This is a genomic window from Actinoplanes rectilineatus (assembly GCF_000962825.1).
Lineage (GTDB): Bacteria > Actinomycetota > Actinomycetes > Mycobacteriales > Micromonosporaceae > Actinoplanes > Actinoplanes rectilineatus.
The window spans coordinates 1-14695 of record NZ_JZKF01000072.1; the positions used below are offsets into that span (position 1 = coordinate 1).

Annotated in this window: 13 protein-coding genes; 3 read left to right on the forward strand and 10 right to left on the reverse strand. The window is 71.3% G+C overall.

All coding sequences use genetic code 11. The annotated features are described in order from the left end of the window. Positions 1-606 precede the first annotated feature (606 nt). The 3 genes from WH85_RS35470 to WH85_RS35480 form a co-directional block, all read right to left on the reverse strand. Positions 607-1260, reverse strand: coding sequence for a response regulator (locus tag WH85_RS35470; RefSeq protein ID WP_211275542.1), 654 nt, complete (start codon positions 1258-1260; stop codon positions 607-609). Continuing rightward, positions 1260-3386: a sensor histidine kinase gene (locus WH85_RS47695; protein ID WP_052721030.1), complete on the reverse strand. Its 2127-nt coding sequence runs from the start codon at positions 3384-3386 to the stop codon at positions 1260-1262. Before WH85_RS47695 ends, WH85_RS35470 begins: the two co-directional genes overlap by 1 nt. 173 nt (positions 3387-3559) lie before the next feature. Continuing rightward, complete coding sequence (locus WH85_RS35480; protein WP_157411424.1) at positions 3560-4462, reverse strand: aminoglycoside phosphotransferase family protein; 903 nt, start codon at positions 4460-4462, stop codon at positions 3560-3562. Positions 4463-4606: 144 nt separating this feature from the next. Between WH85_RS35480 and WH85_RS49280 the strand changes: the two genes are divergently transcribed. Continuing rightward, positions 4607-4960, forward strand: a complete 354-nt coding sequence (locus WH85_RS49280; RefSeq protein WP_045746490.1) for a VOC family protein — start codon at positions 4607-4609, stop codon at positions 4958-4960. On the opposite strand, the gene WH85_RS35490 is transcribed toward WH85_RS49280, so the two are convergent. From WH85_RS35490 to WH85_RS35515, 7 genes are read right to left on the reverse strand one after another with little or no spacing between them, the layout of a single operon-like run. Continuing rightward, positions 4847-5980, reverse strand: a complete 1134-nt coding sequence (locus WH85_RS35490; protein WP_083449496.1) for a rhamnogalacturonan acetylesterase — start codon at positions 5978-5980, stop codon at positions 4847-4849. The genes WH85_RS49280 and WH85_RS35490 overlap by 114 nt on opposite strands. Before the next feature lie 44 nt (positions 5981-6024). Beyond that, positions 6025-6468 (reverse strand): hypothetical protein, encoded by a 444-nt coding sequence (locus WH85_RS51000; RefSeq protein WP_157411425.1) that lies wholly within the window; start codon positions 6466-6468, stop codon positions 6025-6027. Between the two features lie 10 nt (positions 6469-6478). Next, entirely contained in the window at positions 6479-6865 is a 387-nt protein-coding gene (locus WH85_RS52490) for an allophanate hydrolase-related protein (RefSeq protein WP_211275543.1), read from the reverse strand. Beyond that, positions 6862-8079 carry an allophanate hydrolase gene (locus WH85_RS35500; protein WP_211275544.1) on the reverse strand — a complete coding sequence of 406 codons (1218 nt, stop codon included), beginning with the start codon at positions 8077-8079 and terminating at the stop codon, positions 6862-6864. Before WH85_RS35500 ends, WH85_RS52490 begins: the two co-directional genes overlap by 4 nt. Further along, the gene (gene uca, locus WH85_RS35505; RefSeq protein ID WP_045746492.1) at positions 8076-11585 is read right to left on the reverse strand and encodes an urea carboxylase; all 3510 of its coding nucleotides are present in this window, start codon (positions 11583-11585) and stop codon (positions 8076-8078) included. Before uca ends, WH85_RS35500 begins: the two co-directional genes overlap by 4 nt. Continuing rightward, a complete protein-coding gene (locus WH85_RS35510) occupies positions 11578-12177 on the reverse strand; it encodes an urea amidolyase associated protein UAAP2 (protein ID WP_045746493.1) in 600 nt (199 codons plus the stop codon). The genes uca and WH85_RS35510 overlap by 8 nt, the downstream gene beginning before the upstream one ends. Next, the gene (locus tag WH85_RS35515; protein WP_045746516.1) at positions 12174-12971 is read right to left on the reverse strand and encodes an urea amidolyase associated protein UAAP1; all 798 of its coding nucleotides are present in this window, start codon (positions 12969-12971) and stop codon (positions 12174-12176) included. The genes WH85_RS35510 and WH85_RS35515 overlap by 4 nt, the downstream gene beginning before the upstream one ends. A 262-nt stretch (positions 12972-13233) precedes the next feature. Between WH85_RS35515 and WH85_RS51005 the strand changes: the two genes are divergently transcribed. After that, positions 13234-13704 carry a hypothetical protein gene (locus WH85_RS51005; protein WP_157411426.1) on the forward strand — a complete coding sequence of 157 codons (471 nt, stop codon included), beginning with the start codon at positions 13234-13236 and terminating at the stop codon, positions 13702-13704. A gap of 339 nt (positions 13705-14043) precedes the next feature. Next, positions 14044-14577 (forward strand): hypothetical protein, encoded by a 534-nt coding sequence (locus tag WH85_RS35525; RefSeq protein WP_045746495.1) that lies wholly within the window; start codon positions 14044-14046, stop codon positions 14575-14577. Positions 14578-14695: the final 118 nt, after the last annotated feature.

Consider the following 14695-nt stretch of genomic DNA (forward strand, 5'->3'; position numbering starts at 1 on the left):
GACGGCGGCCAAGAGACGGCGGCCAAGAGACGGCGGCCAAGAGACGGCGGCCAAGAGACGGCGGCCAAGAGACGGCGGCCAAGAGACGGCGGCCAAGAGGCGACGGCCGTCCGGGAAACAGCGGCATCCGGAATCAGAGTTTGGGATCAGCGGCATCCGGGACGAGAAGTTGAGATCCGCGGCGTCCGGGATCAGCGCCGGAGTGGGTGGTCGAGATCGAGGGCCAAGGCGGGCGGGGCCGGGATGACCAGGTCACGTCGATCGGGGCGTGCGATGTCGCGGAACCCGGCTGGGGTGAGAGCAGCCGCCAATGGGGTCGCCGACGTCGGTAGCGGTTCGGACGCGGGGCATGTTTTCTGCGGTCGGCGGGGCGGTGCCGGTTGCCGGGAGAGCGGCAACGTAGCCCTGGCCTCGGTGGGCGGGGACCGCCCCGATGCCGGCGATGATCGGGGTGTAGCCGTCATGGGCCGGGATCACGACGCCGACCGGCAGCACGCCGATCCGCCGCCAGTCGTGCGGGGTGGCGCAGCATTCCGGATCCGAGTGGTACGGAGTATCGATCGGTCAGCGACTCGTGGGCGGGCATCCGGCGCCTCGGGGAGAATGTCAGGTGGGGCTGGCCGGGCGGACCAGGCCCAGGTCGTAGGCGATGATCGTGGCCTGGACCCGGTCGCGGGCGCCGATCTTGCCGAGCAGGGCGTTGACGTGTGTCTTCACCGTGCCGGTGCCGATGCCGAGGGTTTCGGCGATCTCCGCGTTGGAGAGGCCGCGGGCGATCTGGCCGAGTACGTCGCGTTCGCGCGGGGTGAGGGCGTTCAGGCGGGGGTCCTCGGGGGCGGCCGCGCTGACCGCGCCGGTGGCGAACGCGTCGATGAGGCGGCGGGTCACGGCGGGGCTGAGCATCGCCTCGCCGCCGGCGACGGTGCGGATGGCGGCGACCAGGTCGGTGGGCTCCGAGTCCTTGAGCAGGAAACCGGAGGCGCCCGCCCGCAACGCCTGGAACACGTAGGCGTCCTGGTGGAACGTGGTCAGCACGATGACCCGCGGCGGGTTCGGGCCGGAGGTCAGGCGGGCGGTCGCGGTCAGGCCGTCGACGCCGGGCATCCGGACGTCCATCAGGACCAGGTCGGGCTGGACCTCGGCGGCCAGGGTGATGGCGGCGGCACCGTCGCCGGCCTCGCCGACCACGTCCAGGTCGGGTTGTGAGCCGACGATGGCGGCCAGGCCGGCCCGCACCATCAGCTGATCGTCGACGATCATCACGCGGACGGCGATGACGGCACCTCCGGTTCGAACGGCGGAACACCGGCGGCCGGCTCGGCAGCAGGCGATGGGGAAAGGCCGGCCGGGGAGACAGGCGACGACAGGGAGAGCCCTGCCGACGGGGAGAGCCCGGCCGACGGGGTGACGTCGGCGGCGGGACGGGTGCTCAGGCCGTCGAGGAGGGAGCGCATCGCGGTGAGGGACTGCTTCGCCGCGGTCAGGACACCGGGCAGGTCGCCCCGGTCGGCGGCGGCGGGCAGGTCGGTGGCGTGGCGCAGGACCTCGTCGCGCAGGCCGGCGGCGACGCGTTCGCGTTCGGCGCGGGCGCGGATTTCGGCGTGGAACATCTCGGTGGCGACGCCGCCCTCCTCGTGGGCGTGCAGGCGGTCGCGGCGCCGGCGGGCCGCGAACCCGGCGCCCCAGCTGATCAGCATGGGCACCATGAGCAGGATCGTGGCGAGGATGCCGATGGCGACGACCGCAAAGAGCAGGGCTGCGGCGCTGGTCGGCTCCGGACCGGCGTCCGAGGGCGTGACCGTTTCCGGGGCCACGCCGATGTGCGCGGCGAGGGAGCAGCCCGCCGAGACCGCGGCGACGGGTGCGGCCAGCCAGGTCAGGACCGGCCGGGCGCCGCGGGCGGCGACCGCGTACACCGCGGTGATCTCGGCGCCGAAGCCACCGATGAACAGGTAACCGGCGTCGAGCGGGAACCCACCCGTCAGCAGCAGGGGCAGTGGGAGCCAGCCGGCGACGGCCACGGCGGTGAACACCCACCACGGGCTCTGGCGGCGCCACAGCAGCGGCAGGGCGTGCACCGTCAGCAGGGCCAGAGCCAGGGCGGCCGGGCCCGCCGGGAGACCGTCGTCCTCGACCGCGGCGAACAGGGAGCTCAGCGGCAGGACCATGGCGATCAGCACGAGCATGACGTCGAAGACGGTCTGGCTGCGCAGCCAGCGGCCGACGACCCGGCCGACCCGCTGCGGGACGCCGTCGGCGAACGGGATCACCGCCCGCACCCGCCAGCCACCGCCGTCGCGGGGACCGGCCGTCAGGGTGCCGCCGAGCGCCTGGGCCCGGTCGCGCATGCCGGTCACGCCGCGTCCGCCGCCGAGACCGGTGGCGGCCCGCGTGCCGACGGCACCGCCGGTGTCCTCGACGACCAGTTCGGCGCTGCCGTCCGCGTACCCGAAAAGGAGCCGGACCGCGCCTCCTGGCGCATAGCGCAGGGTGTTGGTCAGCGCCTCGCGGGCGATCCCGTGCATGGCCTCGGCGAGGCGCGCCGGCGGCTCACCGTCCGGCGTCTCGAGGGTGACCTGCTGGCCGAGCGTCCGGAAGTCCGCAGCCAGGTCGGCGAGTGGCGGCACCGCGGCGGCATCCTGCTCGACCGGCATGATCGCGACCAGCCGGCGCAGCGACGCCAGGGTGTCGCGGCCGGTGCGCCCGGCGAACGCCAGCGCCTCGGTCAGCAGTTCGGGACGCTGCTCGCCGAGCATCTGCGCGGCCTGCGCGTTGACGACCACCGAGGTCAGGTGGTGGGCGGTCATGTCGTGCAGCTCGCGGGCCAGTCGGCGGCGTTCCTCCTCGGCGGCCTCCCGGTGTGCCTGGCGAGCCGCTTCCAGCCGGACGGCGGCGGCCTCCCGCTCCCGGGTCCAGCGGCCGCGCAACCGGCCGCCGGCGACCACCACGCCGTAGAGGACGAGTCCGAGAAGGATCTCACCGGCCCAGCTCGCGGAGAGGCCCTCGTCGACGGCGGTGACGAAGCTCTGCCAGAGGACCGTGCCGATCAGCGCGACGACCGCGGTGCGGGCCGGGCAGCGGGCGCCCACGCTGAACAGCGCGATCAGGTCGGCGGCCGCGATGATCGTCCCGGCGTCGCCCTCGACCAGGAGTTGCCGCCCGTCGGGCGTGGCCCAGAGAACGACGGCGATGCCGAGACAGGCCCCGATCAGGGCGGGGACCGGTCGGTCCCGGCGCAGCACGAGTGCGCCGGCGGCCAGCGCCGCGCCGAGCAGGAACGCGACAACCGTCCACGGGCCGGCCACGGCACCGCGGAGCAGCGCGGCGCCGGGCCAGAACGCGACCTGGGCGGTCAGCAGGACCGCGGGCAGCAACCAGCGTTTCATGCGGTCGGCGTCGCAAGGGCGGCTCTCATCGCCGACATGGTGCCATGACCCGCCGCGGGAGGTGCTCGACGGGCGGGATGTCGTCACTCGTGATGTCAGGGAAACGGTCATGGGCGCCTCCGGCGGATCCGCGGGACCTGCGAGCGATCCTGGACCCGGCCCCAGGGGCGGAGTCAAGGCAGGAGCGCGCCGAGGATCCGCTCGCAGCGCACCGGGTCGATCGTCAGCCCGTGTTCCAGGCCCCACAGCCAATAGTCGACACAGCGCGTCACCACCCACCGCTCGGCGATCTGCCGGTCCAGTCCGCCCGCGCCGGTCACCACGTCGATCAGGCCCTTGATGTCGGCGTCGTCGCGCAGTTCGTCGGCCCGGCTCCAGATCAGTTCGGGAACCGAGTACTCCGGTGTCCCGCGCAGGGCACGCGCGTCGATGGCCAGCCACGGCTCACGGACGCCGGCGAGGACGTTGCCGTAGTGCAGGTCGGCGTGGATCAGCACCGGGGTGCCCACGGTGGCGAGCTCACGCGCGTACCCCCTGGCGGTCTCCAGCCAGACGGCCGGGACCGGATCACCCAGCGCGCGCTGACGCCCGGGCGTCCTGTCACTGATGTCCAGGGCGACGTCACGGAGCGTGCGCACCCCCGGTGGCGCCGGGACGGCGAGGGTCCGGATCAGCCGGCCGGCCACCTCGGCGGCCTCCCGCAGCGGGACGGAGTGCAGGTCACGGGTGTGATCGAGGCGTTCCAGCAGCAACGCGCCACTGTCCGGATCGACGTCGACGAGGCGCACGGCGCCATGGCCGCCCCAGGTGCGCAGGGCGAGCGATTCGGTCTCGGTGGTGCCGTCCGGCCAGCTCATCTTGAGTACGAGCGGAAGGGGTCCCCGATGCACCAGAACGACGAGGCTCAATGCTCCGTGCATCGGCGCGATCGGGTCGACGGTGAGGTTCCAGCCGGCGGAGAGTTCGTCGACGATCGCGGGGAGGGACAGCGCCCAGCGGCGCCCGGCCTCACCGTCGGATCGTTGCCGCCAGGAGACGAAGGATGCCGGCACGGTCACGGCTGATCGGCTGTCCACGGGCCTCTCTCTACCGGTTCCGGCACCGCTCCGACAGTGAGTTTCCACGACCGGTGGGGAGCGTTCGGCTGGTCAGGGCACCGGCATGCGCGCCTTCTGCGGAAGGATGGGCGCAGGCAGGGGCGGGGCCACCGAGGAGGACACATGCGTGCACTGCGGATCACCACCAATGTCGGGGTGACGGACATCGAGGAGGCGAAAGGGTTCTACACCGGTTTCCTCGGGCTGGGCACCGAGGAGTTCCACCTGGGCTGGGTGGCCCGCTTCACCTCGCCGGAGAGCGGAGCGAGCCTGCAACTGGTGTCCGGGGACGCGACCGCCGCCGCGGACTCGGCGATCTCCGTGCACACCGACGACGTGGACGCCGCCTTCGCAGAGGCACGGTCACTCGGGTACGAGATCGTGCATCCCCTCACCACCGAGGAGTGGGGTGTCCGGCGATTCTTCGTCCGCGCGCCCGACGGCACGGTCGTCAACGTCGTGCAGCACCGGGATTAGGCGTTCGAGGACCAGGCCGCCGAAGCGGTCCGCGCCGGATTCCGAGAAGTGGGTGTTGTCCCGCAGTTCGTCGTAGAGGTAGAGCGGCTTCGACTCCTCGGGGCCGAGAGCTTCGACGAGGGCGGCGCTGTCCGCGGTCAGGTCGATGTAGGGCACGTCCAGTGCGGCGGCCACCGCGGACATCTCGGCGGGCAGGTCCACGCCGAGGCCGTTGACGTGCCGGGCGGTCGGGGTGAGGACGCCGGTGCTGTCGAACAGGCGGCGCACCGGCGGGCTGATCAGGACCGGTCGCGCCTGGCGTCCCCGCACGCCGGTGACGAGGCGGGTCAGGTTGGCGCGGTAGTCCTCGGCGGTGGTGGTCTTGTCGTTGTGGCCGAACTGCAGCACCACCACGTCGCCGGGGGCGACCAGCGGCAGCATCGTGGCGAACAGCCGCGGATCGGCGAGGAAGGAGCCGCTGCTCTCGCCGGAGTCGGCGTAGTTCGCCACGGTCAGCCAGGACGGCAGGTGCTGCGGGATCGCCTGACCCCATCCGGTGTACGGGAAGGTGTCCTGGTCGCAGACCGTGGAGTCACCGGCGAGGTAGAGCACGGGCCGGGCGTGGCGCTGCGGGCGCACGGTCACCCGCTGGACCCGGGGGGATGCTCCGGTGAAGGTGAGGGTCAGGCCGGGGGTGCCCGAGGTGGTCTTGGTCGGTTCGCCTTCGGGTTCGCGGACGTTCACGCTGAACGAGCGCCGGACGAACCGGCCGGGTGCGGTGCTGACCTCGCCGAGCATCATGCGCCGGGCTTCGGCGCGGACGGCGGTGAGGCCGGGTTCGCCGGCGTCGCCGAGGACGACCGTGACGTCGTAGTTGCCGGGCGGCACGTCGGCGTGGCAGACGATCGGCGTCTCGCCGGTGCATTCCGGGATGATCACCGAGCCGTCGCCGTCACCGTCGTGGTCGGCGGCCTGTGCGGCGAGCGGCGACATGACGGCGGCGAGGGCCAGCACACCGGCGAGAGCAAGGAAGCGACGCATCGACAACCCCCGGGAAACAGGACTGTTATATCGATGTCAGTCGATCAGAGTGTCGGCGTGGCGTCAACGTCCTCCCGGGGCAGACGCCACCGAGGGACCGGAGTCCGGTCCGGTGGCGGGCAGTGCCGGTGGCGCAGCACCACCGAACCGGCCACCGCGAGGAGGGCGAACGCCAGCAGGTTGAGCCCGGTGCCGTGCGGCATCGCGCCGTGCACGTGACCGGGCAACCGGTTCAGCGACCAGTGCAGAGCGAGCATGGCGGCCGCCATCACCGCGGCCATCCGCCACGTGTCCCGGACCGGGTTGCGCCAGAGCCCGGCGACGCACGGCAGGCACAGCACCGCCATGCCCAGGCCCGCCATCGCCGGGGTCGCGCTGCCGGCCCGGGCCGCGGTGACCGCCATGACCACGTGCAGGACACCGCAGGCCACGTTCAGCAGTGCGCCCAGCCGGGCCCATCGTCGCCCGGACGGGCTCGAATACCACATCGGGGCCTCCTCACCGGGCGAGGTAGGCCCGCCACCCGCCGAAACCGGTGATGTCCGGAGCACCGTCGACCGCGTAGGGCTCGACGAGGAAACCGGGCACCTCGGCGCCGTCGGCCAGCTGGACACGCCCGATGGTCATCGGCGCCGGCAGGGCGGCCACGAACGTGCCGAACCCGGCCGGCGGCAGGGACCACACCTCCAGATCGATGGCCGCGCCGCCGTCGGCGACCCGGAGCATACCGGGCTTCGGCGGGCTGGTGGGTAGGGCGAACAGCCGGTAGACCGGTGCGGTGCGCCCGGCGAAGGACAGCTCACCGCCCCGATCGGTGAGCTGTCCGTTGAGGGGCATGCCGCTCAGGTGCGCCCCGACGACCGCGATACTCAGCCGCTCGGTCATCCGATCACCTCGGCCAGGCCGGCCAGCCGGAGGTCACTGAAGGCCGGCCCGATCAGCTGGACACCGAACGGGAGACCGTTCACCTGGCCGGCGGGGACCGCCAGGGCGGCCAGGTCCAGCAGGTTGGCGAAGTTGGTGAACCGTCCCATGCGGGTGTTCACGCCCACCGGGTCGGCGGCCACCTCGGCGAGCGTCGGATGTCCGGTGGTGGTGGGCAGCAGGAGGGCGTCCACCTCGGTGAAGATCTCCCGGGCCACCTGACGGTAGCCGTCCAGCGCCTCGAAATCCTGGAAGAGCCGCCATGCGGGGAGAGCCGACGACGACGAGATGATCTTCTGAACGGTCGGGTCCACCTCGTCGGGGTGGGCATCGATGAAGGGGCCGACAGCGGCGTACCGTTCGGCTACCAGGGCGCCCTCGTAGAGCAGACGGGCCGCGGCCAGCAACGGCCGGATGTCCACGGTGACGGCGTCCGGGATCGCGGCCACCACCTCCGCAAACCGCTCGGCCCATCCGGGATCGAGGTCGCCGAGGTGGTCCGGATCGGGCACGCCGATCCGGCCGGCCGGTCCGGTGTCGAGAGCCAGGAACGGGCGGGACAGTGGATCGGCGGCGTCGACCGCGGTCATCACGGACGCCACGTGACGGGCCAGCGACAGCGAGCCGGCCATCACGGTCACCACGTCCTGGGAGCGGCAGGCCGGCACCACGCCGGCGGCGCTCACCGTCCCCTTGGTGGGCTTCACCCCATAGAGGCCGTGCAGGGCAGCGGGTACGCGACCGGAGCCCGCCGTGTCGGTGCCCAGGGCGAAGTCGACGATGCCGAGGGCCACCGCCACTGCCGAACCGCTGCTCGAACCGCCGGAGATGCGCGTCTCGTCCACCGCGTGGCGGACCGCACCGTAGGGGCTGCGGGTTCCCACCAGGCCGGTGGCGAACTGGTCCAGGTTGGTGACGCCGAGAACCACCGCACCCGCTGCACGCAGCAGTGCGACCGTAGTGGCGTCCCGCGCCGGATCGTAGGCGTAGGCGGGACACGCGGCCGTCGTCGGGATGCCCGCCACGTCGATGTTGTTCTTCACCGCGAAGAGGAGACCCGCGAGGGGACCGGTCGAGGCCGCCACCTCGGCCTCCACCTCCTGCTGCGGGCGGACCGAGATCCACGCCTCCGGGCGTGCGGCGATCCGGGCGTAACGCGCGTCGAGGTTCGTCACGCGATCACCGCCAGGACCGCTCCCGGGGCCACCTGTGTGCCCACGGCCACCGGCAGGGCACTGATCCGGCCGGCCCGGGGCGCGACCACCGCGGATTCCATCTTCATCGCCTCCACCGCGAGCAGGATCTGCCCCTCTGTCACCAGGTCACCCTCCGCCACGTCGATCCGGAAAACACTGGACACGAACTGCGCCTCCACGGCCGCGCTGCCCTCGGGGACCTCGACCGCCGGTCCGGACGATTCAGGAGCAGGCGCTTCGTGCGTACGATCGAATTCGCCCGCCGCCGCCCAGGCCGAGCGTTCGTCGCCGAAGGCCGCGCCCTGCCGTCGGCGGAAATCGGCGATCTCCCCCGCGTTCTCCGCGAGGAACGCCCGGTGTTCGGCCAGGCTGAACGTGCCCTCCTCGATCCGCAGCGGTAGCCGCCCGGCGGCCATGTCGGCGCGCATCGTCAGGAGTTCCTCGGGTTCCACCGGGTACCAGCGGATCCGGTCGAAGAACCGCAGCAGCCACGGCACGCCCTCCTCGAACGGCCCGCGCTGGGCGTGCGTCGCCCACACCTGCACCGTGCGGCCGACGAACTGGTAGCCGCCCGGCCCTTCCATGCCGTAGATGCACAGGTACGAGCCGCCGATACCGACCGCGTTCTGCGGCGTCCACGTGCGCGCCGGGTTGTACTTCGTGGTGACCAGCCGGTGTCGCGGGTCGATCGGGGTGGCCACCGGCGCGCCCAGGTAGACGTCGCCGAGCCCGAGGACCAGGTAGGACGCGTCGAACACGGTGCGGTACACGTCGTCGACGCTGTCCAGCCCGTTGATCCGGCGGATGAACTCGATGTTCCACGGGCACCAGGGTGCGTCGTCGCGGACCCCGGCCATGTACCGGCGGATCGCCTCGCGGGTACTCGGGTCGTCCCAGGCCAGCGGCAGGTGCACGGTCCGGCTCGGCACGGTCAGTTCGTCGTCGTCGCCGAGTTCCGCGTCGGCGGCGAGCACCGCCGCGATCACCGTCTCGGCGGCGCCCGGGGTGAAGTGCACCTGCAGCGACCGGATCCCGGGCGTCAGCTCGATCACCTCGGGCAGCGCGGTGTCCTGCAGGCGCAGCATCAGGGCGTGTACCCGCATCCGGGTGACCAGGTCGAGGACCATCGCGCCGTACTCGACGAGGATGTTGCGGTCCCCGGAGCGCCGGATCGTCAGGTCGCCGTCCCGGTGCAGGATGCCCTGGTCGTGGACGGCCGGACGGTCCGCGGCCACCGGACCGGCGGGGGTCAGGGCCGATGCGGTCTCCGGGCTCACCGGGACGAACCGCACGGTGTCGCCGGGGCGCAGCTGGCCGAGTTTCCACAGGTGACCGGAGGCCACGGTCGCCGGGCAGGTGAAGCCGCCGAGGCTGGGCCCGTCCGGTCCGAGCAGGATCGGCAGGTCGCCGGTGTAGTCGACGGCGCCGACCGCGTACGGCGTGTCGTGGATGTTCGACGGGTGCAGGCCGGCTTCCCCGCCGTCCTCGCGCGCCCACGACGGTGCGGGACCGATCAGGCGGACGCCGGTACGGGACGAGTTGTAGTGGACCTCGAATCCGGTCGCATAGAACGTCTCCATGTCTTCCGGCGTGAAGAACTCCGGGGCGGCGTGCGGCCCTTCCAGCGCGGCGATGTCCCACGTATCCGAGATATCGGGGATATCCGATACGGGAACCGCCTGCTGATCAACCGGACCGGCAAGAGCAAGGACATCTCCGACCCGCAGCGCACGTCCGGAATATCCCCCCATCTCCCCCAGGTCGAACGTGCTCGCCGACCCCAACGTCGACGGCACATCCAACGATCCCTGAATGAGCAGGTACGACCGCATCCCCCGGCTGGCGGTACCGATCGTGACCAGCGACCCGGCCGGCACCGCCACCGGCTCCCACTGCGGCACCGCGACATCGTCCACGCTGAACGGTGTAGGCGCCCCGGTCAGCATCACCGTCGCCGCGCAGTGGAACCGCAGCACCGGCCCGGTCATCGTGATCTCGATGCCCGGCGCGCCCTCCGGATTGCCCAGCGCCACATTGCCCAGCCGGAACGACAGATCGTCCATCGGCCCGGACGGCGGGATACCCACCGGCCAGTACCCGATCCGCCCCGGCCAGTCCTGCACCGTCGCGAGCAGTCCGGCCCGGACCACCTCGATCCGCGGCGCCGTGTTGACCACCGTGGCGAGCGTCCCGGTGTGGTGCTCCCCCGCCAGCACCACCGGATGCCCGGCCGTCGCCGCGAGCAGCCCCAGGTTGGTGGCGACCCCGTCGATCCGGGTCGCGGCGAGCGCGTCGCGCAGGGCGGCCCACGCGGCGTCCCGATCAGTTCCGGTCACGATCAGTTTGCCGAGCATCGGGTCGTAGTGCGCGCTGACCTCCGCCCCGGGTTCGATCCAGGCGTCGAAGCGGACGTCGTCCGGCACCCGCACCCGGGTGATCACGCCGGCGCTCGGCACGTTGCCCAGGTCGGTGTTCTCCGCGTAGACGCGCGCCTCCACCGCCGCTCCCTGCGGAACCAGCGGGACGGCCATCATGTCCGTCTCCCCCGCGGACAGCCGGAGCATCCACGCGACCAGGTCGATGCCGTACACCGCCTCGGTGACCGGGTGTTCGACCTGCAGCCGCGTGTTCACCTCGAGGAAGGCGAACTCCTCGCGGTCCGCGTCGTAGATGTACTCGACGGTGCCCGCCGACCGGTAGCCGACCGCCGCGCAGAGCCGGACCGACGCCTCGGCCATCGCGGTCCGCACCGTCTCCGACAGGCCCGGGGCGGGGCACTCCTCGAGGACCTTCTGGTTGCGGCGCTGCAGGGTGCAGTCCCGGTCACCGAGGGCACGGACCCGGCCCGTACCGTCGCCGAAGACCTGCACCTCGACGTGCCGGGCCGCGGTGACCAGGCGTTCCAGGAACACCTCGGCGGATCCGAAGCTGGCCTCGGCGAGCCGGCGGACCTCGGTCCAGGCGGCCCGCAGGGCGTCGTCGCCGTCGCAGGCCCGCATGCCGATGCCGCCGCCACCCGCGGTCGCCTTCAGCATCACCGGGTAGCCGATCCGGCCGGCCGCCGCGAGGGCCTCGTCCAGGTCGGCGAGCACGCCGGTGCCGGCGAGCAGCGGCACCCCGGCGGCCTCGGCGGCGTCCCGGGCGGTGTGCTTGGCCCCGAAGATCGCCAGGTTGGCCGGGGTCGGCCCGACGAAGGTGATGCCCGCGTCCTCGCAGCGGGTGGCGAAGGCGACGTTCTCGGAGAGGAACCCGTATCCGGGGTGGACCGCTGTCGCGCCGGACTGTTTCGCTGCGTCGATCACCGCGTCCACGTCCAGGTAGCCGGGCACCGGGATCGCCTCGTCGGCCAGGCGGACGTGCGCGGTCCCCCGGTCGGCGTCCGAGAAGATCGCCACGGTCCGCAGGCCCATCGCCCGGGCGGTCCGGATGATCCGGACCGCGATCTCGCCGCGGTTGGCGATCAGCAGGACAGCGGGCTCAGTCATGGATCGTCATCCGGGCGCGCGACGGGTCGAACCCGTTGCACGGGTTGTTGATCTGCGGGCAGTTCGAGACGACGACCAGCACGCGGGTCTCGGCGCGCAGGCTGACCGACAGGCCGGGCGCGGAGATGCCGTCCACGATGCCGAGGGCGCCGTCCGGGTCGACCGGCACGTTCATGAACCAGTTGATGTTGGAAACCTGGTCGCGCTTGCCCATCCCGTACCGGGAGAACTCGGCCAGGAAGTTCTCGGCACAGGCGTGCTGGGAGTACGTGTGGAATCCGTACCGCAGCGTGTTCGACTCCTTGGAACACGCGCCGCCGAGCGTGTCGTGCCGCTCCACATCGGTGGCCACGATGGTCAGCAGCGGCGCCGACTCCGCCGTACGCAGCACCGAACCGGTCACCAGGTAGACCGAATCCTGCTCCTGGAGGGTGGCCTGCGCGCTGTAGGCGTTCGCGGTGTCGTCCGCGTCGTAGGCCAGGAAATCCACCGCCTGATTGCCGTCTACATCGACGATCGTCAGCGTCTGACCCTTCTCCAGAATCGCCGACCAGGGCGCCCGCGGCGCCACGACCTCGTCCCGCACGATCATGAAAGCCCCCGGGCTCGCAGGTAGTCACTGGTGTTCCGATAGGCACGGCGGGCCTCCGGCCCCTGCTCGGCGGTGGGGACGTCGCTGCCGGGCCGCCAGGCCACCACACCGAGACGACCGCAGGTGTACGCCTCCCGTGAGTCCCGCGGATGCGCGGTGTTGGCGATCAGCACCACCACCGGCATGTCCGCCCGCAGTCGCAGGGTCGCGCCCGCCCCCGCCGAACCGAGGAACTCCGGGGTGCCGTCCGCCGCGATCCGCACTCCCTGGAAGAAAGTGAGCGCCGGCGGGATGTCGCGAGGCCCGAGCCCGTGTTTGGCCGCCGCCAGTTTGAACAGCTCACGGCCGGCCGGCGACGGCCCCTGCGGGCTGCCGTCGCCGTACCGCCGCTCGTTACGGTCCCGGGAACCGACCCCGAAGAACGAGTCGTGTCGCCCGGAGGTGTCCCCCACCACGGTCGCGAGGGCCCGCCCCTGATCGGAGAGCAGAATCTGCCCGGCGGCCGTGTAGACCTGCCACTGCACCTTGACGGTGTCGGCGACGTTGAGCCGCTCGTGCGTCTCCAGCGCGTTGTAGAGCAGCAGCCCCGCACAGGCGTCGCCGTCCAGATCGGTCAGTTCCAGCAGAGTGCCCGGCGCCAGGACCGCGTGCGCGTAACCGCCCCCGGCCACGATCTCACTCCAGGTCACACTCGCCGGGTCGACGCCCTCGGGCGGGTCGGGCCGGGTCACCGGAGTGGCGCTCTCCTGGGCACGGGCATGGGCCTTCGCACCCGCGGTGGTCGCGGTACTCATCTCGCCACCCACTTTCTGTCGCGTGACAGGTATTCAAGACGCGCTCCGTGACGTCACAAGATCCGCGAGATTTCCGATGCGTTTCAGGGTTCAATCGATCGATAAGTCTCCATGTAGTGAAAACGCACGGACCCCGAACGGGACGCCACCCATCGCCACTGGTGGAGTCTGCTTACCGAGACCCGGCCGCTATGCCTGCGCTACGACGAGAACGACCACGGCTGCGACCACCTGCCCCGGCCGGCCTGGGAGGATCAGCGGCATGGACTCTCCTCCCGCCCGTCGCCGTAGTCGCTGGTGGCCCTGGCTGGCGGTGGCGGCAGTCCTGGCGCTGTGTTCACCCTGCTTATACGGGTTCGCGGCCGCGGCGGTATCGCGTTCCCAGGCCGGTGACCTACTCGACGACCTGAGCCTGCCCGCGTCCTGGCGGGTGCGGGGCAGCGACAAACACGAACAACCCGACTTCGGCCAGGAACGGTATGCGTCCCGCACCCGCATCTTCGAGGCCCGAGGAGCCACCGACGAGGTGACGGCGACGGTACGCGAGGCGGCAGCCGACGCCGGCTGGCAGCCCGATCAGCAATCCGGCGGTTCCTCACTGGCGTCCTGCTCCGACTACACGGCCTGCTGGCGCAAGGACGGCGAGACCGGCCTCTTCTTCGACGGCCGAGCCGGCGTCGTGACCCTCACCGTCACCTACGTTCCCTGGTACGCGAGGCAGCTCGGTTACTGAAGGACACCCCCTTCGGCGCCGCCTGTCGGGCGAGCACGCCGCCGCCCTCAAACGGGTCATGGCCGCTCACGCCGCCGCTATCGAGAAGTAAATCGACGGCGTCGTCCACCCTGTCCTCATAGGAGCTCCGGTCATGATCACCGCCAGCGAGCTGCAAGCCGAGCCGGCGGCAGCCTCAGCGGCACGCTGGTTCAACGCGTGGTTGTCATAACGAACAGGCGCGCCTCGAGATCCGCGAGGCCACGGGCGAAGTTCGGTCAACCTCACCGCACTATCAGATTCGAGTCATGTGGCTTTATTCCCCCTTTGTCATGCCTCGGAAGATAATAGGCTGTTCCCGTGACGGACGATGTCATAGGCGACGACGGCACGATTTCCCCTGATCCCAACGTCGAAGAACCAGACCGGCCGTTCGAACCATGGTTCGAGGAGTACGTGGCCGAAAAGGCGACACCGGAGGTCATGGAGCATGCCGGGCTCCTTGGGTCCGAATGCGCGGCCGCCGCGGAGGAAATCGTCGAGGACCTGTTCGACGAAGGCAGCGAAGACCTCTGGCGACGATTCACCCGGAAACTCGGGATCATGGTCCTGGACGCCTATTGGCATGAGCAGGATGGTGAGATCTGGACCGAAGAGGAGCCGGACAGACCGTTCACCGACTGGCTGACCGAACGATTCGACTCACGGTTCGACACCGTACCCCTGGGCAGCATCGGAGCGATGTGTCGTGACGCCGCCTACGATCTGGTCGATCGCCTGCGCAACGGGTCCGACTCCGGCGGCCGAGCCCAGTTCGTCCACGTCTTCACAGCCCTGCTCTACCGCTCGTACATAGACGACCATTGGGTCGAGACACCTGCCCCGTATCGTTAGCGTTCCGGTGGGATCGATGAAGAATCGCTGATCGACCCACGCTTGCCCCCGGCAGCCGCAAGATGCCCGCTGAGCAAGGCTAAGGCACTCGTTGCCGACGAGGGTGTGCGCGCCTCAG